Below are 20,376 nucleotides of genomic sequence, written 5' to 3'. Positions count from 1 at the left end.
TTATTATAATCAGCTTCTCAATTTTAATTATCTTTACATTTAGTAAATTACACAAACCCAATGAAATATTCTAAGATTTTTCACATTGCTTATTTAGTATTCGCAGTACTTTTTATATATGATGGCGTTTCAAAATGGAATAAAGATCCAGGACAAGCTTATTTGTCTTTGGCCTTAGCTGGCTTGGCTATTTTTATGTATTTCTTTAGAACAAAATTTAGAAAGAAATATCAAGATAAAGACAATTCAAACTAATGAGTGCCTTTGTTGTTATAATAGTAGTGACTTTAATTCTTTCTGCTTTTTTTTCAGGAATGGAAATCGCTTATGTGTCTTCCAACAAAATTCATATTGAAATTGAAAAAAAACAAGATGGTTTACTGGCAAAAGCCTTAAGTAAGCTTACCGCAAAACCTTCAAAATTTATAACCACAATGCTTATAGGTAATAATATTGCCTTGGTTATTTATGGGTTTTTTATGGGCGATTTATTGGTAGACTGGTTTCAGTCATTAGTGCCAACATCTTATGCTTTTATCGATTATTTATTAACCGATTTAAGCTTGCTTTCACAGACTATTATTTCAACATTAGTCATATTAATTACGGCCGAATTTCTTCCTAAAGTATTTTTTCAAATTTATGCCAATAGCCTGATTAAAGCTTTGGCGATTCCGGCGTACTTCTTCTATATTCTTTTTTCATTGGTATCAGATTTTGTGATTTGGATCTCCGATTTTCTTTTAAAAGTATTTTTTAAAACAGAAGGTGACCAAATTCAATTAGCCTTTACCAAGGTTGAACTAGGAAACTATATTAGTGAGCAAATGCAATCTGTAGAATCTCATGACGATGTAGATAGTGAAATTCAAATCTTTCAAAACGCTTTAGAGTTTTCAGAAGTTAAAGCGCGAGAAGTGATGATTCCTCGAACTGAAATCATTGCCGTTGAAATTAACGATTCTATAAAATCGCTAAATGCTTTATTTACCGAAACAGGCCGTACTAAAATACTCGTTTATAAAGAAACGATCGACGATGTGATTGGCTATGTGCATTCTTTCGAGTTATTCAAAAAAGCAAGTAACATCAAGGCTATGATAACGCCTGTAGAATTTGTTCCGGAAACAGTATTAGTTAAAGATGTACTTAGTGTACTCACTAAAAAACGACGCAGTATTGCTGTAGTTTTAGATGAATATGGAGGAACATCAGGCATCATGACCGTTGAGGATATTGTAGAGGAACTTTTTGGAGAAATTGAAGATGAACATGATTCGGTAGATTTGATTGAAGATATTCTTGATGATGAAACCTATAAGTTTTCAGCCCGCTTGGAAGTCGATTATATTAATGAAACTTATAAGCTTGAACTGCCTGATAGTGAGAATTATGAAACACTTGGTGGTTTAATCGTAAACCACACCGAAGAAATTCCTACTCAAAACGATATCGTTAAAATAGACAACTTTCAATTCACCATTTTAGAGGTGTCAAATACTAAAATTGATTTGGTCGAACTTATTGTGTTAGATGACGATTAAAATACATAGTTCTATTTTTATTATTAAAAGGAAAATGGTATTTTCGCGCACGATATTTTTGTCAGTTAGCGTGTAATTGACAGCAACTTAACTAGAAATCCCCAAAAGGATATTAAAAATTTAATTTACAAATGGCAGTTTTAAACAAGATTAGACAACGTTCACTATTCTTAATATTAATTATTGCGTTAGCGCTTTTTGCTTTTGTATTGGCAGATTTGTTCAAAAACTCAGATGCACTTACAGCAAAATCGCAAAACGTTATAGCTACGGTTAACGGTAAAGAAATTACGCGTGAAGCCTTTTTACAAAAGGTTGAGATAGCTCAAAGACAAGCTGGACCCTCTGCAACAAATACTCAGGTGATGAACCGTGTATGGGAGCAAGAAGTAAGACAAGCCATTATGGAAACTCAATTTGAAGAGCTTGGAATTACTGTAGAGAAAGATCAAATGAGAGATTTATTGAGAACATCTTTAGCTACAAGTCCTGAGTTTTTAAATGAAGCTGGTTTATTCGACGAAAATAAATTGAACGAATACATTGCTAACTTAAAAGAAACTTCTCCAGCAGGATTTGAAAGTTGGGTAAACTACGAAAAGCAAATCGCTTCCAACGCACTTAACCAAAATTATTACAATATGGTTAAAGCTGGTTTAGTAGGTACGCTTGCTGAAGGTGAATTAGAGCATAATTTAGAAGGAAACAAAGTGGATCTTAAATATGTTCAAATTGCTTATTCTACAATTTCAGATAGCTTAGTTAAAGTATCAAAATCTGATATTTCAGATTATATCAATGAACACAAAAATCAATTTGAAGTTGAAGCTTCAAGAGATATTCGTTTTGTAGAATTTAAAGAAGAAGCTTCTATAGAAGATGAAAAGAGTATAAAAGCTGAATTAAACAGATACAAAAAGGGACAATTAGTTGATGCAGACGGGAGAAAAAACGTGATTACGGCTTTTTCTGAAGCTACAGATAATGAAGATTATATCAACTCTGTTGCAGCATCAGATATTAAATTCAATGATAATTTTGTATTCAAAGGAGGTTTAACATCTGAGTTTGCTGACGATATTTTTAACCTAAATGAAGGAGAAGTATATGGTCCTTATAAAGAAGCAGGATTCTTTAAGATATCTAAAGTAATTGCTGTAAAGCAAATTCCAGACTCAGCTAAAGTGAGACACATTTTAATTCCTCACTTAGGTGCGCAAAGTGCAACTCCAGAAGTAACTAAAACACAGGAACAAGCTAAAACACTTGCTGATAGTTTATTGACAGTATTAAAAACGGATCGTTCTAAATTTTCTGAATTTGTTACTGAATATTCTTCAGATCAAGGAAGTGTTACTAATGAAGGGCGTTACGACTGGCATCCATATAACAGCATGGTTCCAGAATTTAACGATTTTGAATTTGGTGGAGAAGTTGGAGATTTAGGAGTTGTTAAAACTGTATTTGGTTTTCATATTATCGAAATCGAAGGGCTTACAGATCCTAAAAAAGCAGTGCAGGTTGGAACGATTGCTAGAAGAATCGAGCCATCTGAAGCTACAACCGATAAAGTATTTAGAGATGCTTCTAACTTTGAAATTAATGCTGGAGAAGGTGATTTTGAAGCAGTAGCAAAAGAAAACAAATTTACTGTGAGACCAGTAAATGGAATTAAAGTTTTAGATGAAAGTATTCCTGGTGTTGGAAACCAAAGACCAATTGTACGTTGGGCTTTTGAAGAACAAGTTGAAGTTGGTGACATCAAACGTTTCAACATTCCTGGGGGTTATGTAATTGCTCAAGTAGTAGCGCAAAACGAAGCAGGGTTAATGTCTGTTGATGATGCTACTGCGACAGTTTTACCAATTCTTAGAAAAGAGAAAAAAGCTGAAATGATTAAAGATAGAATTTCTGTTGAAAGTTTAGAAGATATCGCTGCAGCTGAAAAAACTACAGTAAAAGCTGCTACAGGAGTTAATATGAAAAACCCAACAATTTCTGGGGCAGGAAGAGAGCCATACGTTGTTGGAGCGGCTTTCGGATTAAATGAAGGAGAAACTTCTGGTTTATTAGAAGGTGTAAAAGGTGTGTATGCGGTGCAAGTAACTAAGGTAACTCCAGCAGTGAAATTAGATAACTACCAAGCTGCTGCTAACCGTGTAGAGCAACAAAAAACAGGTATTGTAAATTCTAGATTATACAATGCCTTAAAAGAATCTGCAGAAATTGAAGATAATAGAGCTGCAACGCAAATTCAATAAGCGTTTAAAAACATAGATTAAAATTAAAGCCTCGTTTGTCGAGGCTTTTTTTATATAGTTAAATTTTATGACTTTATAAAAACTGTTGATAACTTAACTGTAAGTTTTCTAACAAAAAACCTACTTTTGTGATGTTAAAAAGTTAAGATTATGTCTGATACAATAGAAAAAGTAAAATGCCTAATTATAGGTTCGGGACCTGCAGGTTATACCGCAGCGATTTATGCGGCAAGAGCGAATATGAGTCCTGTTTTATATCAAGGTACGCAACCTGGAGGTCAATTAACAACAACTAATGAAGTTGAGAATTTCCCAGGTTATCCAGAAGGCGTAACTGGGCCAGAAATGATGATGGAACTGCAAAAACAAGCGGAACGCTTCGAAGCAGATGTTCGTGATGGCTGGGTTACTAAAGTTGATTTTTCTGGAGATGTACATAAGGTTTGGGTTAATGGAGAGAAAGAGATACACGCTGATACAGTGATTATTTCTACAGGAGCTTCTGCCAAATATTTAGGATTAGATTCTGAGCAAAAATATTTAAAACTTGGTGGTGGAGTTTCTGCTTGTGCCGTATGTGATGGGTTCTTCTACAGAAACCAAGAAGTGGTTATCGTAGGTGCCGGAGATTCTGCATGTGAAGAAGCACATTATTTATCGAAACTTTGTAAAAAAGTTACGATGCTTGTGCGTAGAGATGAGTTTAGAGCCTCTAAAATCATGGCAGACCGTGTGAAAAACACCGAAAACATTGAAATCCTTTTCAATACTGAAACTGATGAAGTTTTAGGTGACGGGCAAGTGGTTCACGGGGTACGTGTTTACAATAAAGAAACTAAAGAAAAACAAGATATTCCAGCAACTGGATTTTTTGTGGCTATTGGTCATAAGCCAAACACCGATATCTTTAAAGGTTTCTTGGAATTAGATGAAACTGGTTATATTATCAATGTACCAGGAACAGCTAAAACTAATGTCGAGGGCGTATTTGTGTCTGGTGATGCTGCCGATCATGTTTACAGACAAGCTATTACGGCTGCTGGTACTGGATGTATGGCTGCTCTAGATGCTGAACGTTATTTAGCTTCTAAAGATGCTAATTTTGAAGTAGCAACGTCGACTTACAATTAATACAATATATTTTTAGATATATATTAAACCCGAAGCTCTTAGGCTTCGGGTTTTTTGTTTTCATAGACTATGCCTAATGTTTTAAATTTTTTATAACTTTTCATTTTTAATGATATAAATCATCCAATATAAAGTAACATACAATTAAAGATTTTCTAACCTCGGTGTGTTTTTATTGGAGCAAATTTGAACAAAAAGACAAATGGCACAAAATAACACAGGTAGAAGAGGTTTTATAAAAAAGGCTCTAATAGCAACAGGAGGTATTATTCTAGCTCCAAATTTCATTAGTTGTAGTAATGACGACGACAGTTTTCAAGAAGACTATGACGAATCACAACTAACAAACAAAAACTTTGATCAAGGGGTCGCAAGTTTTGATCCAACAAGTTCAAGTGTTATTATTTGGACACGCTATGCCAATGCAAATAGCGAAATTATTTGGGAGGTATCAACCGATGCTACTTTTGATACCACTTTAAGATCTGGAAAAATAATCACAGAGACTTCTCGTGATTTAACTATTGCTGTAGAGTTAGCAGAATTGGAACCAGATCAAAAATTGTATTACCGCTTTATAAATAGCGATGACAATGCGATTTCAGTGGTTGGAGAAACCATTACATTGCCAGAACAAGCTTCAGAAGTGAAGTTGGCTGTTTGCTCGTGTTCTAATTATCAAGCAGGATTATTTAATGCTTATGATGCAATGGCGACTTCCGAAGCTGATATCATCGTGCATTTAGGGGATTACTTTTACGAATATGAAGCTGGCGGATATGGTGCATCTGTAGAGAATGCTTTCTTAAACCGCCTACATGAGCCTGCTCATGAAATTTTATCATTAGAAGATTATAGAACACGTTATAAACAATACCGTTCAGATAAGTCTTTGCAATTAGCGCATCAAAAGAAACCTTTTATTTGTGTTTGGGATGATCATGAAATTGCTAATGATACGTATAAAGATGGTGCTGAAAATCACGATGAAGCGACCGAAGGTTCTTTTGAAACACGTAAACAAAATGCCCTTCAAGCTTATAGCGAGTTTTTGCCTTTTTCTCAGTTGTCCGCAGGTAAAAATGATATTATTTATCGTAGCATTAATATAGGAAACTTGGTTAATCTTGTTATGCTTGACACACGTGTGATTGGACGTGATAAACAATTAAATATAGCCGATTATTTTACAGCCACAGGATTTGACGGGTTAGCTTTTCAAACCGCCTTAAGTGATCCTTCGCGTTCCCTACTTGGTGCAGAGCAACTCAGTTGGGTAACGAATCAATTGCAAGGCAATAACGCCAAATGGCAAGTTTTAGGTCAGCAAGTATTAATGGGGAATATGTATATTCCAGCAGAATTACTCATGGCTTTCGGGTCTGAAAATTTTGCAACAACACTTACAGAATTAACAACTATCAAGGTTAGGTTACAACAAGGTGACCCTACATTAACAGATGCAGAAAAAGCTCGAGTGAATACGGTTATTCCTTATAATTTAGATGCTTGGGATGGTTATCCTGTTGATCGTGAAATTATTTATAACGCTTTAAGCGGAAAAAAACTGGTGACACTAGCTGGTGATACCCATAATGCATGGCATAATGTTTTAACAAGTCAGCAAGGAACTGAAGTTGGGGTTGAATTGGCAACCGCAGGTGTAAGTTCTCCTGGTTTTGAAACTTACTTAGGAGCAACAAGTCCAGAGATGATTGCAGGTTTTGAGCAAGCTATGACCACTTTAGTAGATGGTTTAAGTTATTTTGATGCTTCTAGGCGGGGCTTTATGATGGCTACTTTTACTTCAACTGAAGTGAAATCAGAATGGATTTTTCTAGACACTATTTTATCTGAATCTTATACAACCACTATTGGCCATACGGCTACATTTGCATAGAAGTCTTTTTACGAGCTGATATAAAATACCGTTACTTATTTGAGTAGCGGTTTTTTTTATCGTTAATTTTAGTAATAGCCTTAGAGTTTATGTCGGATTTCTGTTTTAAAATCTAAAAAGTACTGTTGTGTCACTTTTTAGAATATCAAAATTTCAATTTTAATAAAAAACAACCGATTTTAAATGTTTATAATTTTAGCTGTTTTTTTAAGTATTTAGCATTTTTATTTATCCAATTTTATAGATATAGCAATGGTTTTCGGTGTATTTAGGTTCATTTTATCCTTTAAAATCAGCCGTTCACCGAATGCATTTTATCGATTTTAACAAGGGTATTTTATCTAAAATATTGATTTTCAGTTGTTAGTTGATAAGATTTCTTCTACATTGCCGTACGATTATTTTGGTTAACCAGATTGATATACCAAAGTGATTTACCAATTAAACCATTTTATTAATTAACAAATTAAACTAAACTAAATGAAACATGTTTTATTTAAGCGGATAGGCCATATGGCACTGTGCGTGATGACTTTTTTGTGCGCCCTCCAAACTTTTGGTGCAGATTACACCGTAAGCTCAGCAGATGAGTTTAACAGCTTAAGCCTATCTCCTGGAGATGTGGTTACTTGGACCAACGGTTCATATAGCGCTGAACAACGTATCAACTTTACAGCAAATGGAACGGCTTCCAATCCAATTACTTTGAGAGCCGAAACACCAGGTGGTGTAATTTTTACAGGATTAACCAACATGGATATTTCTGGAGATTATGTGATTATTGATGGCTTTTACTGGAACGGTGGAGCAGGAAGTAACAACCACATTCAATTTAGAAAGGGTAGCGCTTACGCCAATCATTCTACAATTAGAAACTGTGGTTTTAACAACTTAACGCCAAGCGGAACAGACAAGCACCGCTGGATAGTACTTTACGGTACAAATAACGTGGTTGAAAATTGTTCTTTTCTGAACAAAAATAGCCCAGGAGCTTTAGTGCTTGTGGAGTTAGAGTATAATGACTTTAACCCTGTTGGACATATTATTAGAAATAATTATTTCTACAATTATATTAAGCGTGATCCCTCTACGACGCACTCTGGTGATAGTGAAACTATTCGTGTTGGTACAAGCGAATTTCAAGATAAAAGTGCAAGCGTAACTGTAGAAGGAAACTATTTCTACAAAGCCGATGGCGAGAATGAAATTATCACTAATAAAAGTGCTGATAACACGTACCGAAACAACACCTTTAGAAGCTGTAGAGGTTCTTTAGTGATGAGACATGGTGCGCGTGCCACAGTGGAAGGAAACTACTTTTTAGGCGAAAACGTTGAAGGTACTGGTGGTATTAGAATTACCGATAGTTACCACGTGATTACTAATAACTATTTTCAAGACTTAGTAAGTGCTGGGGATAAATGGAATAACGGAATCACCTTAGTTGGTGGTTCAGATACTTCTGGTGGTATAACAAATGGTTACCAAAAAGTAGATGGTATCGTTGTTGCTTTTAACACCTTATATAATGTAGATTCTCCAATTTTTTATAACGACCGTTCAAGTTATGACCCAACAGGGGTGTTAGCCTATAACGTTGTTTATACAGATCGTACTGATATTGTTAGCGGTGATATTTCTGGAACAGGTCAAGGCATGACTTATGAAGGTAATATTTTTGGAGGTGCTACTATTGGTATTTCTGATTCTGGAATTTCTCAGGCCAATGCTAATTTTTCTGCAAGTGGAGAGATTTTTAAACCTAGTGCTTCAGGACCTGCAGCAAATGCAGCAGGTAGCAGTTACAGTTCTACAGTTAATAATGATATAGAAGGACGCACAAGGCCAAATTCTAATATGGATGCCGGTGCTCATGAAGTTAGTGGTGGTAATGGTTCAGCAATATTTTCACCACATACAAATAGTATGGTTGGTGTTTCGGTTGGAGCGAGTTTCTTAGATGCTACAGGAAATGGTTCGTCTGGGGACTATTTAACGGTTTCTTCGGTTAGTGATTTTGCTTCAGATGGCGCTACGAAAACCGTAAATGTATCTTCTAACGTAAGTTGGTCGGTTAGCGATAACCAATCGTGGATTACTATTTCGCCTACTTCAGGTTCTAGTAATGGTAGTTTTTCAATTACAGTTTCTGAAAACACAAGTGATTCTGATAGATCAGGAACAGTTACGGTAAGTGGTTCTGGAGTTTCAAGTCAGACGATTAACGTGAGCCAAGAAGGTGCGGCATCTTCAACAATAAACGTTTCAAGTGTGTCATTATCGCCAAGTTCTACGAGTCTTTCTATAGGAGCAACTCAGCAATTATCGGTGTCACTTAGCCCATCAAATGCTTCAAATACCGATGTGAGCTATAGTTCTAGTAATACTTCGGTAGCATCAGTAAACTCAAGTGGCGTTGTTACTGCTAATGCAGCAGGTAACGCTACAATTACTGTAACTACTGATGATGGTAATCATACCGATACCACTAGCGTGACGGTTAATGAAGCGAACACAGGTGAAGGATCTAACTTAGCACTTAGCGGTACAGCAACGCAGTCCTCTGTGGGCTATGGAGGAATACCATCTAGAGCGATTGATGGAAATACTGCTGGTAATTGGTCGGGTGGTTCTGTAACTCATACTTCGGCTGGAACAGATGCTTGGTGGCAAGTTGATTTAGGTCAAACACAAAGCATCGGTGATATTGTGATTTACAACAGAACAGATAACTGTTGTTCAAATAGATTGTCAAATTTCACAGTTTCTGTAATTGACAGTAATGGAAATACGACGTTTTCACAAACAGTAGCTAATCCACCATCACCTTCAGTAACTATTAATGCTGGAGATGTGAATGGCGAAGTTGTTAGAGTATCTTTAAATGGTACTTTGTCTTTAGCAGAAGTACAAGTGTATGAAGGTGAAGGTTCAAATCCTACTCCTGCTGATGCGCCTTATGATATTGTAAAATTTCAAGATTATTTAGCACAGTGTAAATTACAGTCACCATTAAGTGGTACTGAAGCTACCGATGCTGCTATTATTGCTGGTTATTCATCAAATACTTTTTATGTAGCCGATGGAAATAAATTAGCATTCTATCAAACTAGAGATGCTGAGGCAACTTCTCAAAGAACGGAATTAAGATTTTTAGAAAACTGGTATGTTAACGATGGCACACAAACGCTTCATGCCAATGTGAACATTATTGAGCAAACCTGTGACCAATTAACCATTATGCAAATTCATGATGATGCTAATGTTGGTAGCGGGCCAAACAAACCATTAATTAGAATATATCAAACTGATGGTCGTTTATATGCTGCTGTTAAAACCGATTCAGGCGGGGTAAGCACTAGTCATGTTGATTTAGGAGCAACGCCAAGTGGTTATTTTGATTGTGATATCACGATCGATTCAGGGGATATGATTGTTGAATTAAATGGTTCTGAAGTTTTAAATGAAGATGTCTCTTTTTGGACTTTCCCAAGCTATTGGAAAAATGGGGTGTATTTACAAGATGAAGGTGAAGCTACTGTTTATTTTAATGAATTAACATTAACTGGAGGCGGTTCTACAACGACACCAGATTCTGAAAATGTAGCACTAAACAAATCAGTGACTTTTTCTGAAGAACAATCTACCAATCCGGCTGCTAATTTAGTAGATGGTGATGCAGATTCTAGATGGTCAGCTGAGGGGTATCCAGAATGGGTGGTTGTTGATTTAGAAGGACTTTATACTATTAACAGTACTGAGGTTGTTTGTTTCAATGATCGTGCTTACCAATATACTATTGAAGCTTCAACAGATGGTAATAACTATACAGAAGTTGTAGATCGTTCTAATAATACTACTGGAGGTTCTAATGCGAGTCCAATTGCCGATTCTTTTAGTGAAATTGATGCTAGATATGTGAGAATTACAGTTTCTGGAGCAGATGACTATACGGGAGATTGGGCAAGTATTGAAGAGCTTAGAGTTTTTGGGTATGCGAGTTCGTCAACTTCAAAAGAAGGTGCTTCTAAAGTTAATGACGCTTCCGCGGAAGCAGTATCGTTATGGCCAAACCCAGCTATAAATACGGTAAATATTAGTGGTGCTGATGGTTATGATACCTTAACGGTATATGATCAAGTAGGCAAAGTTATTTTAAATCAGCCTATTCAAGGAGAAACTGTAGATATTTCAAACTTTAATTCTGGAATGTATATTTTTAGACTTACAGGGAAAGAAAAAGTAGTAACAAAGCGCGTTATTAAAAGATAGTCGCTAGAATTTAATAATATTAAGGCAGGTGGAGTTTACTTCATCTGCCTTTTTTATGTCTATAGTTGAAATTTCTTGTTGCCAAACGAATATTTAGAGGAGTCTATTTTTGAAAGTTAAATTTTACAAACTGAATTAAATCTCGATTTATATGCTTTATTAAATTAGAGTTTTTAATTTTTTTGAATAAAATAGGTGTCTTAATTATTTAAAGTTTTACTTAAAATTTTAGGTATTTATCATTTTTTAAGCGTCTGTTTTGTAGATATAGCAACACTTTTCAGGGGTTTCAAGTGTGTTTTAACCCTAAAAAACAACCATTCACCGAATACAGTTTGTCGATTTTAACAATTTTAATACTGTAAAATAGTGATTTTCAGTTGTTAGTTAGTAGGATTTCTTATACATTGCGTCACAATCGCATTGGTTAACCAGATTGATACACCAAAGTGATTTACCAATTAACCTATTTTATTAATTCAAACTAAACTAAATGAAACATTTTTTATTTAACCGCGTATCCCTATGCGCTGTGTTTTTAGGAGCTTTTCAGTTTGCTTCTGCACAAATTCCCTCAGATCTTATGTCAAACTGTAACCAATGGAAAATTACGTATCCAGATGGTGTAGAAGACAAAACCCTTTGTGATGAACCAAACAACGAATTTTTCCACGTAAGTGATGCAGGAGATGCCTTAGTATTTTTTGCACCCGTACGTAGCGATAATGGTACCACCCCAAATTCAAGTTATATCCGTTCAGAATTAAGAGAAAGAACAGAAAGTGGTAATTCAGATATCTATTGGACAACCGATGGGTCTCACATGATTTATGTAAAACAAGCCATTACTCACTTGCCAATTGTTAAGTCGCATTTAGTGGCTACACAAATTCACGGTAATAAAGATGATGGTATTGATGATTCCATGGTCATGCGTTTAGAAGGTTCACACTTGTTTTTATCTTTTAACGGAGGTAAATTAAGAGATAATGTAACTATTAAATCTGATTACAACTTAGGAGATAAACATGAAGTTATTTTCTTAGTAGAAGATGGTAAACACTATTGCTACTATTCAGAAGATGGTAACTTATTAAATGCCTATAATAGTGGAAACGCTTCTCAGTATTTAGTAAAAGATGATGGAGACGAAGTGCTTATGGACTTAAATTACGATGAAACGTACTTTAAAGTTGGTAACTACACGCAAAGTAATCCAGAAAAAGAAGGTGACGAAACTGATAATCCAGATAATTATGGAGAGGTTTACGTTTATGATTATGCTGTGGTTCATGGCGGCGGTGGAGTTGATCCAAATCCGGATCCAGACCCAGACCCAATAGCAGTTTCAGGAGTTTCATTGTCTCCTAGTTCTGCAAGTCTTTCATTAGGCAGTACTCAAGAATTATCTGCTTCAGTTAGTCCTTCCGATGCATCAAACAAAAGTGTGAGTTATAGCTCTAGTAACACTTCAGTAGCATCAGTAAGTTCTACAGGTGTGGTTTCTGGAAATTCAGCAGGAACGGCTACCATTACAGTTTCAACTTCAGATGGTAATCATACAGATACTATGGAAATTACTGTAGTAGCACCTTCAACAGACGATAATTTAGCCCTAAATAAATCAGTATCAGGAACAGGTTCTGCCGATGGCGATAATGTTGTTGCTAATTTAGTAGATGGAGATACAGGGTCTAGATGGTCAGTTTCAGGGTTTCCTCAATCGGCTACAATTGATTTAGGGTCTGCGTTTTCATTAGAAAGTACAGAATTAGTATGCTATAGCGATCGTGCTTATCAATACACAATTTCTGTGTCAGATTCAGAAAACGGTTCATATACAGAAGTTGTTAATAGGAGTAATAATTCTACACCAGGTTCGGCTTCAAGTCCGATTATCGATACTTTCAATAGCATTAATGCAAGATATGTGAAAATTGAAGTTACGGGAGCAGATTCTTATACGGGGAGTTGGGTGAGTTTATTAGAGTTACGTGTGTTTGGAGGTGAAGGTGAAAATGGAGACGACGATAATGATGGCGGTGATGATAATGGTTCTACTGAACCTCAAGAGTCAACTAATGTGGCTTTAGAGAAATCGGTATCCTATTCAGAGGAACAATCTCATAACCCGGCTGCTAATTTAGTAGATGGTGACTCAGATTCAAGATGGTCAGCTGAAGGTTATCCAGAATGGGTGGTTGTTGACCTAGAAGGACTTTATACTATTAACAGTACTGAGGTTATTTGTTTCAATGATCGTGCTTACCAATATACTATTGAAGCTTCAACAGATGGTAATAACTATACAGAAATTGTAGATCGTACTAACAATTCAACAGGAGGATCTAATTCAAATCCAATTGCAAATGCATTTAGTGAAATTGATGCCAGATATGTAAGAATTACGATTACTGGAGCCGATGATTATTCGGGAGACTGGGCAAGTATTGAAGAACTTAGAGTTTTTGGATATGCAAGCTCAGCAACATCTAAATCAGGAATCTCTAAAAACGGAGAAGAAGCTACAGCTGCAGTAAAATTATGGCCAAACCCAGCAGTTAACACAGTTAACATTAGTGGTGCTGCTAGTTTTGACACTTTAACAGTTTACGATCAAGTTGGAAAGGTTGTTTTAAATCAAGCGATCCAAGGAAATTCAGTTGATATTTCAAGCCTTAACTCTGGAATGTATATTTTCAGACTAACAGGGAAAGATAACGCAGTAACTAAGCGTGTAATTAAAAATTAGTCACAATAAGCAATAGCTTTTAAGGCAGGTGGAGTTTTCTTCATCTGCTTTTTTTTGTTTAAAACTTGGCTCTATCTGAGGGAACATGTTAGGTTTTTTATGGTTTACATGCATACTACTTATTTGGAAATTCCGTCTTTTTAAGAAGGTTTAGGGCATTCTTCTAATAATATTTCAAAATAAGTTCTGCTGTTTTCATAACTATTTAAAAATCATATATGAAGCTTATCAAGGTGCAATAAAATTGTACTTTTGGTCTCAAAAAGATGTTATGGATTTTTCAAAAGTTAAGTTAGTGGTATCAGATATGGATGGTACTTTACTCAATCCAAATCACGAAGTGAGTGCTCGTTTTTTTGACCTGTTTAAACAGTTTAAAGAAAATAATATTCATTTTGTAGCCGCAAGCGGAAGGCAGTACCATAGTATCATTGATAAATTGGATCCCATTAAAAATGAAATTTCAGTAATCGCTGAAAATGGTGGTTTTATGAGACATGATAATGTCATGGAAGTCCTCTTAAAATTAACATCAGATGAAATAAAGGTTTGTGTTGAAAAATTACGGACTATTGAAGGCGCATATATTGTGTTATGCGGAAAAAAAGGTGCTTATATTGAAAGCCGTAATGATGATTTTATTTCAAAATTCACTGAATACTATACTTCTTATGAGCTTGTTGAAGATTTAACAAAAGTCGAAGATGATGAATTTTTAAAAATTGCTGTTTTTCATTTTGAATCTTCAGAAAAAGACGTGCTTCCTCAAATTGATGCCATAACAAAGGATTTACAAGTGACTGTTTCTGGTCAAAACTGGTTAGATATTTCCCATAAAGAAGCCAATAAAGGTTATGCTTTAACGATGCTTCAAAATAAACTAGGGATTAAGGTTGATGAAACTTTAGTTTTTGGCGATTATAACAATGATTTGCAAATGTTAGAACTCGCTTATTTCAGTTATGCCATGGCAAACGCCCATCCAGATGTTAAAAAAGTAGCCAGATTTGAGACTAAAAGTAATTCCGATGAAGGCGTAGAAACCATTATAGAGAAACTTTTGGTTTCTAAAGTGGGGTAGAAATACAGTATTCTAAACCAAAAATAAAGCTGACTTAATATTGACATTTTCGTCAGACTGAACTTGTTTCAGGCTCACATAACAAATGTTTGTTAATGTGACGGCTGAAAAAAGTTTTAAATCAGTGCTTTAGGGTGTTTTAAGCCAGCTTTTTTATTATATAAGAAGTTTGGTTTTTAGCACCTATTTCTGCTTAATAGAACCTGAAGGGTTATTACTTTTCTCTACTTTTTCAGGATTACCATAGTATTTTACATCACCACCACTAGACGCTTTGGCAATTAGTGATTTTGAGGTGTTTACTGTAATATCAGAACCACTAGAGGCTTTAGCTTCAGTAGCTTCAGCAAATAAATCGGCAGCCTTTATAGCTCCTCCGCTAGAGGCTTCTGCGATGAGGTTTATGGTTTTTCCAGATAATTTTAAATCGCTACCACTGGAAGCTTTGCAACTTAACTGTTTGATGTTTACATCAAGTTCTATGTCACTACCACTGCTTGATTTTAAATGTAAAGTTTCAACAGAAATGGTGTTTGTACTGTAGATATCACTACCGCTAGAGGATATGACTTCAGAAATCGTTTTAAAACGAACGGTTACTTTTTTAGAGGAGCAACGACCAATGTTTTCTTTCAAGTGAATTTTTAAAACACCATCGGTAATTTCAGTTAGAATAATAGGCTGTAAATTTTCGTCAGTTTCAACGGTAATGCCTTCATCTTCGCTTTGTGTTAAATATACATCTAAGCCTTGAGAAGCTTTAATAGTTGAAAAAGGGGCGTTAATAGGTCTGTTTTCGGTAGTAACATGACCGTTACCTTCTATACCTGAATTGATCGCTAGGTTGCATGATAATAGCATAAAACTTAATATCGTGCTTACAATGATTTTGATTAATGTGCTCATAATTGGTCGTTTTTTGATGATGAAAAGATTAATTAATAGTTCAAATATCTTTTAAAAGGTTACTGATTAATAACTTAAATATCTGAATTGTTGATTTTTATTGCTGAATTGTTAACGGTCCGATTGAATATCAATACCGTTACTATTAATATTGATTTTTATCTCGTCAGATTCTACTTTTATACCATTGCTGTCAATTTTAATTTCTGGTGTATTCACTTCAATATTAAAGTCTTCTTCCGAGTCTGGACAGTCTAAGCATTTCGAATTGTTATCTAATATTTTTATAAAATGATTGGTGCTTTTATTAGAAACCAAATGGCCGTCATGCGTTCTGTAATGAATATAATCTTCAGTGTTACTGTTAAAATATACCACGGTATTTTCAGGGAGATACAAGATGATGTCTACTTCTTGATCACTAAATTTATTTTTGATGTGCGTCGTTAAATAGGAGTTTAAAAGCAAGGTATTGTTTTTAAAATCAAAATGATAATCGATGTTTTTAGCACGTGAAATTGCAGCATCAAAACTTCTACCATCAGCATTTTTTATGACAGCTAAAGTTGCAATGGTGTCTGTGGTTGACTTTACCATAATGCGAATATCAGCGGAATATAATATTTTGTTTCCGTTGTCATCATGGGTTAACTTAAAATCATCATGTCTTCTTTTGGAATTGAATTTATGGCTATGCACCATTTTTACAATAAGGGTATCATTAGCGGTAACAGGTAATTCTGTTTTTTCAATGTAACTTTCATTAAAGGCATGTTCACTAGCTTGTCTTATTCCGAATATAATTAAACAAATTATTGAAATAATCCACAGTCCTAAAAGGGTGAATTTTGCAATGTTTCCTATAGATTTTAAATTGTTGATTAAAATTTTAAGACCTAGATAAAACAAGAAAAAGAAAGGGATTCCAACTGCAAAAAATACAGACAAAGATACCAGCCAAATAGGTGTGTTTCCAACGTTTAAAATGTCTAAATTTTCAAATCCTGGAATATGAATAATATCAGCTACGCCTACAGAAAATAATGCAATTATAAGCGCTATTAAAGTGGAAGCTCCAATAAAAATAAGTAGAATGCCTATGAATTTTGAAAAGACTTTAAAGAGTAACATCACGGCATCGGCGAGACTATCAAAAAAAGTTCTGGACGTCGATTTAATAGAGTTGGTGCCTTTTTTTATATCTACATTTTTAGCTGCTTTAGAAACAGAATCACTAACATTTTTAGCTGCTTGCGACACGTTTTCAAAGCCGTCTTTTATTTTTTTTTCAATGTTACTAATGTTAACAGGCTCTCCCGTCATCATAATCTTTTCAGCTGTTGTTTTAGCTTCAGGGACTAGAATCCACAACAAAATATAAAGTAAAACACCTGTTCCTGCTCCGAAAACTAAGAGAATCCAAGCCAATCGAACCCAAACAGCATCAATACCGAAATAATGTGCTAATCCCGAAGAAACTCCACTAATGTAAGCGTTGTCGGCATCTCTGAATAATTTCCTTTTAGTAGTTGATTTTTGTTTATAGCTCGTGTCTGGTTCATCTTCAAACATTTCATCATCAACCACATAGTCTTCAGGTTGCCCCATGATAGAAATAACCTCATCGACTTCTTTAATTCTAATTACCTGTTTGTTGTTTTGAACACGTTCATTAAATAGTTCGGCTATGCGGGCCTCAATGTCAGCTATAATTTCATCGCTGCCTTGTGAGTTTGCTAGGGAACGTTTTATGGCCTCCAGATAACCTTGCAGTTTTAGATAGGCGTCTTCATCTATATGGAAAAAGATACCTGCTAAATTTATGTTGACTGTTTTATTCATTTTTGTTGTGTTTTTGGCTTGTTACGATGTTTACGGCGTTTTGTAGTTCATTCCAGGTGCTACTGAGTTCGGTTAAAAACAGTCTGCCTGTTTCGGTTAAACCATAGTATTTTCTTGGGGGGCCAGAAGTAGATTCTTCCCAGCGGTAGCTTAAAAGGTCTGCGTTTTTAAGCCGGGTAAGTAAAGGGTAAATAGTACCTTCTACTACCAGTAGTTTTGCGTCTTTTAGGGTGCTTAAAATTTCGGCCACATAGGCGTCTTCATCTTTTAATACCGATAGAATGCAAAACTCTAAAACGCCTTTACGCATTTGGGCTTTTGTGTTTTCTATTTTCATGTGTTGTACTTTTTTGCTTTAAATAGATTTACTGAGGCGATTAATTTCAATTAGGAATTCAAAGCTTTTTTAATATGATGAAACAATTCGTTTTTTGATTTGATTTATTATTGATGATGACTGAAAATGATTCAGCTATTTTATTTTAAAAATTGAATGGTTAATGGGTAATGATAAATTTTACCGTCTCTGGCCTTTAAACTCGCAATGATTATTAAAACGAGTTCTAAGATAAAGCCCACAATAGCTATAGCACCTAAGCCAAATGCTGAAAATATGATTACCGCTGGCTGATTGAGACTAAAATTAAAGGCGTCGAAATTATTAACCGCCAAACCACTAAAAATATTTAGTAAGAAAAATGGAATAGTGATACAAGCAATTATAATGACGTATAATAAAATACTAATCTGAAAATTAATAACCTGCTTACCGTTTTTATCTATAAACTCTGATTTTTCCTTATTAGCGAGCCATAATATAACGGGCCCAATAAAGTTTCCAAATGGTATTATAAACCTACTGAACGTAGATAAATGGATGAAGGTTGCTATATTTTTTTGGTGGTTATCTAACATAATTTTATAAACATATAATAGTTTCTTATGCAAATATATGTCTTTAAAAAGGTATTATGTTACGCATAGTACTAAATATTAACATAAAATTAACATTTTAAACTGTCATTTTATTTTATAACTTAGTGAAACCTTAAATCGGATCTCATGAACATAACACCTAGTAAATTAAATAGTTATATTGTTTTTAAGTTGCCATCGGCCTATCTGTGTGGTGTGAGAACACGATACATTGATTCTAAAAAATGTGTTGTTACGGTAAAGCACCGATGGATTAATCAAAATCCATTCAAGTCGATGTTTTGGGCTGTACAGGGTATGGCTGCAGAGTTTTCAACTGGTGCTTTAATGATGATGAAGGTACAAGATACCGGAAAAAAGATATCGATGTTGGTTACAGCCAATAACGCAACTTATACTAAAAAGGCCACTGGGAAAATTACATTTACTTGTAACGACGGCCTACTTGTAGATGAATTATTAAAGAAGGCGATTGCATCGGGAGCAGGTGAAACTTTAAGTATGCAATCTATTGGTGTTGATGAAGCTGGAGATGTGGTGTCGACGTTTAATTTTGAATGGAGTGTGAAGCTGAAGTTATAACGCAGAATCTCAGTGAACCCTCGGCGAATCTCTGAGTAATAACAGTGTAACAAAAACTAAAATAAAGCAACATATAGTTAATACCATTTTAACCATATAATGTCGCATAAAATTTGTTTCTTTTTTGCTCATATTTCAATATAAAATAAAACCGTAGCTCATGCTATGCTTGAATTTTCTATTTTATCTGAACAAAAAATAATTCAAATTTAAAATACGACATATATAATTAAATTGGTATAAATCAAAAAAACGAATAACATGACAGCACACGAAATTGATTACAGAATCTACGGCGAAGAAATGCAATACGTAGAAATTGAGCTAGATCCACAAGAAGGCGTAGTTGCCGAAGCAGGCAGCTTTATGATGATGGAAGATGGGATTAAAATGGAAACTATTTTTGGTGATGGCTCTAAGAATGATACTGGGTTTTTAGGACAAATATTAGGAGCAGGAAAACGAATTTTAACAGGTGAAAGCTTGTTTATGACTGCCTTTTATAATAACCTAGTAGGAAAACGAAAGGTATCCTTTGCTTCACCTTATCCAGGGAAAATTATTCCTATTGACTTAACACGCTTTGGCGGAAAATTTATTTGTCAGAAAGACGCTTTTTTGTGTGCAGCGAAAGGGGTAAGTATTGGTATTGAATTTTCTAAACGTTTAGGGCGTGGTTTATTTGGTGGCGAAGGTTTTATCATGCAAAAATTAGAAGGTGATGGTATGGCATTTGTTCACGCTGGAGGTACCATGGCTATGAAAGAGTTAAAAGCAGGCGAAATTTTACGGGTTGATACGGGTTGTATTATTGGTTTTGATCAAACCATAGATTATGATATTGAATTTGTTGGAGGTATTAAGAATACGGTTTTCGGAGGCGAAGGTCTATTTTTTGCTAAATTACAAGGACCTGGAACCGTATACATTCAATCTTTACCTTTTAGCCGTTTAGCAGGCCGTGTATTAGCTTCGGCACCACAAGGTGGAGGAAAAAGTAAAGGAGAAGGAAGTGTTTTAGGTGGTTTAGGGGATTTACTTGATGGTGATAATCGCTTTTAGAAGTTTAAGCTGAACTATAGGTGTGAATTTAATTTTGATAGTACAAAAAAGTCCTTCGCTAGACTATAGCGAAGGACTTTTTAGGTTTAAATATAGACTTGAAACAA

General features: G+C 35.0%; 14 protein-coding genes. 10 read left to right on the top strand and 4 right to left on the bottom strand.

Annotated features, from left to right (window positions below; translation table 11 throughout):
* The first annotated feature begins 60 nt into the window (after positions 1 to 60).
* The 8 genes from Q4566_RS09145 (at position 61) to Q4566_RS09110 (ending at position 14,941) form a co-directional block, all read left to right on the top strand.
* Complete coding sequence (locus Q4566_RS09145) at positions 61 to 255, top strand: hypothetical protein (RefSeq protein WP_303420363.1); 195 nt, start codon at positions 61 to 63, stop codon at positions 253 to 255.
* Positions 255 to 1,544, top strand: coding sequence for a hemolysin family protein (locus Q4566_RS09140; RefSeq protein ID WP_303420361.1), 1,290 nt, complete (start codon positions 255 to 257; stop codon positions 1,542 to 1,544). The genes Q4566_RS09145 and Q4566_RS09140 overlap by 1 nt, the downstream gene beginning before the upstream one ends.
* Before the next feature lie 131 nt (positions 1,545 to 1,675).
* Positions 1,676 to 3,805, top strand: coding sequence for a SurA N-terminal domain-containing protein (locus Q4566_RS09135; protein WP_303420360.1), 2,130 nt, complete (start codon positions 1,676 to 1,678; stop codon positions 3,803 to 3,805).
* Between the two features lie 150 nt (positions 3,806 to 3,955).
* Positions 3,956 to 4,936 (top strand): thioredoxin-disulfide reductase, encoded by a 981-nt coding sequence (gene trxB, locus Q4566_RS09130; protein WP_303420359.1) that lies wholly within the window; start codon positions 3,956 to 3,958, stop codon positions 4,934 to 4,936.
* A 202-nt stretch (positions 4,937 to 5,138) separates the two neighbouring features.
* The gene (locus Q4566_RS09125; RefSeq protein ID WP_303420358.1) at positions 5,139 to 6,836 is read left to right on the top strand and encodes an alkaline phosphatase; all 1,698 of its coding nucleotides are present in this window, start codon (positions 5,139 to 5,141) and stop codon (positions 6,834 to 6,836) included.
* Positions 6,837 to 7,316: 480 nt separating this feature from the next.
* Positions 7,317 to 11,108, top strand: coding sequence for a chondroitinase-B domain-containing protein (locus tag Q4566_RS09120; RefSeq protein WP_303420356.1), 3,792 nt, complete (start codon positions 7,317 to 7,319; stop codon positions 11,106 to 11,108).
* 493 nt (positions 11,109 to 11,601) lie between these two features.
* Positions 11,602 to 13,860, top strand: coding sequence for a discoidin domain-containing protein (locus tag Q4566_RS09115; RefSeq protein WP_303420354.1), 2,259 nt, complete (start codon positions 11,602 to 11,604; stop codon positions 13,858 to 13,860).
* A 271-nt stretch (positions 13,861 to 14,131) separates the two neighbouring features.
* On the top strand, positions 14,132 to 14,941 hold the full coding sequence (locus tag Q4566_RS09110; RefSeq protein ID WP_303420352.1) for a Cof-type HAD-IIB family hydrolase: 810 nt from the start codon (positions 14,132 to 14,134) through the stop codon (positions 14,939 to 14,941).
* Between the two features lie 183 nt (positions 14,942 to 15,124).
* Here the strand turns inward: Q4566_RS09110 and Q4566_RS09105 are convergent, their stop codons facing one another.
* The 4 genes from Q4566_RS09105 to Q4566_RS09090 form a co-directional block, all read right to left on the bottom strand.
* Positions 15,125 to 15,847, bottom strand: coding sequence for a head GIN domain-containing protein (locus Q4566_RS09105; protein WP_303420350.1), 723 nt, complete (start codon positions 15,845 to 15,847; stop codon positions 15,125 to 15,127).
* 111 nt (positions 15,848 to 15,958) lie between these two features.
* Positions 15,959 to 17,689, bottom strand: a complete 1,731-nt coding sequence (locus tag Q4566_RS09100) for a PspC domain-containing protein (protein WP_303420348.1) — start codon at positions 17,687 to 17,689, stop codon at positions 15,959 to 15,961.
* Positions 17,682 to 18,026 (bottom strand): PadR family transcriptional regulator, encoded by a 345-nt coding sequence (locus tag Q4566_RS09095; RefSeq protein WP_303420346.1) that lies wholly within the window; start codon positions 18,024 to 18,026, stop codon positions 17,682 to 17,684. Before Q4566_RS09095 ends, Q4566_RS09100 begins: the two co-directional genes overlap by 8 nt.
* Positions 18,027 to 18,166: 140 nt before the next feature.
* Positions 18,167 to 18,604 carry a DUF4870 domain-containing protein gene (locus Q4566_RS09090; protein WP_303420344.1) on the bottom strand — a complete coding sequence of 146 codons (438 nt, stop codon included), beginning with the start codon at positions 18,602 to 18,604 and terminating at the stop codon, positions 18,167 to 18,169.
* A 147-nt stretch (positions 18,605 to 18,751) separates the two neighbouring features.
* Between Q4566_RS09090 and Q4566_RS09085 the strand changes: the two genes are divergently transcribed.
* Complete coding sequence (locus Q4566_RS09085; RefSeq protein ID WP_303420342.1) at positions 18,752 to 19,207, top strand: DUF4442 domain-containing protein; 456 nt, start codon at positions 18,752 to 18,754, stop codon at positions 19,205 to 19,207.
* Positions 19,208 to 19,468: 261 nt separating this feature from the next.
* Entirely contained in the window at positions 19,469 to 20,269 is an 801-nt protein-coding gene (locus Q4566_RS09080) for a TIGR00266 family protein (RefSeq protein ID WP_303420340.1), read from the top strand.
* Positions 20,270 to 20,376: the final 107 nt, after the last annotated feature.

The sequence above is a fragment of the Tamlana sp. 2_MG-2023 genome, from assembly GCF_030548465.1.
GTDB lineage: Bacteria > Bacteroidota > Bacteroidia > Flavobacteriales > Flavobacteriaceae > Pseudotamlana.
This window is presented reverse-complemented; position numbering and strand designations above follow the sequence as displayed.

Bases quoted from the DNA above. Each gene is read 5' to 3' on its own strand.
- Q4566_RS09145 (WP_303420363.1), top strand. From the start codon at position 61: ATGAAATATTCTAAGATTTTTCACATTGCTTATTTAGTATTCGCAGTA.
- Q4566_RS09140 (WP_303420361.1), top strand. From the start codon at position 255: ATGAGTGCCTTTGTTGTTATAATAGTAGTGACTTTAATTCTTTCTGCT.
- Q4566_RS09135 (WP_303420360.1), top strand. From the start codon at position 1,676: ATGGCAGTTTTAAACAAGATTAGACAACGTTCACTATTCTTAATATTA.
- trxB (WP_303420359.1), top strand. From the start codon at position 3,956: ATGTCTGATACAATAGAAAAAGTAAAATGCCTAATTATAGGTTCGGGA.
- Q4566_RS09125 (WP_303420358.1), top strand. From the start codon at position 5,139: ATGGCACAAAATAACACAGGTAGAAGAGGTTTTATAAAAAAGGCTCTA.
- Q4566_RS09120 (WP_303420356.1), top strand. From the start codon at position 7,317: ATGAAACATGTTTTATTTAAGCGGATAGGCCATATGGCACTGTGCGTG.
- Q4566_RS09115 (WP_303420354.1), top strand. From the start codon at position 11,602: ATGAAACATTTTTTATTTAACCGCGTATCCCTATGCGCTGTGTTTTTA.
- Q4566_RS09110 (WP_303420352.1), top strand. From the start codon at position 14,132: ATGGATTTTTCAAAAGTTAAGTTAGTGGTATCAGATATGGATGGTACT.
- Q4566_RS09105 (WP_303420350.1), bottom strand. From the start codon at position 15,847: ATGAGCACATTAATCAAAATCATTGTAAGCACGATATTAAGTTTTATG.
- Q4566_RS09100 (WP_303420348.1), bottom strand. From the start codon at position 17,689: ATGAATAAAACAGTCAACATAAATTTAGCAGGTATCTTTTTCCATATA.
- Q4566_RS09095 (WP_303420346.1), bottom strand. From the start codon at position 18,026: ATGAAAATAGAAAACACAAAAGCCCAAATGCGTAAAGGCGTTTTAGAG.
- Q4566_RS09090 (WP_303420344.1), bottom strand. From the start codon at position 18,604: ATGTTAGATAACCACCAAAAAAATATAGCAACCTTCATCCATTTATCT.
- Q4566_RS09085 (WP_303420342.1), top strand. From the start codon at position 18,752: ATGAACATAACACCTAGTAAATTAAATAGTTATATTGTTTTTAAGTTG.
- Q4566_RS09080 (WP_303420340.1), top strand. From the start codon at position 19,469: ATGACAGCACACGAAATTGATTACAGAATCTACGGCGAAGAAATGCAA.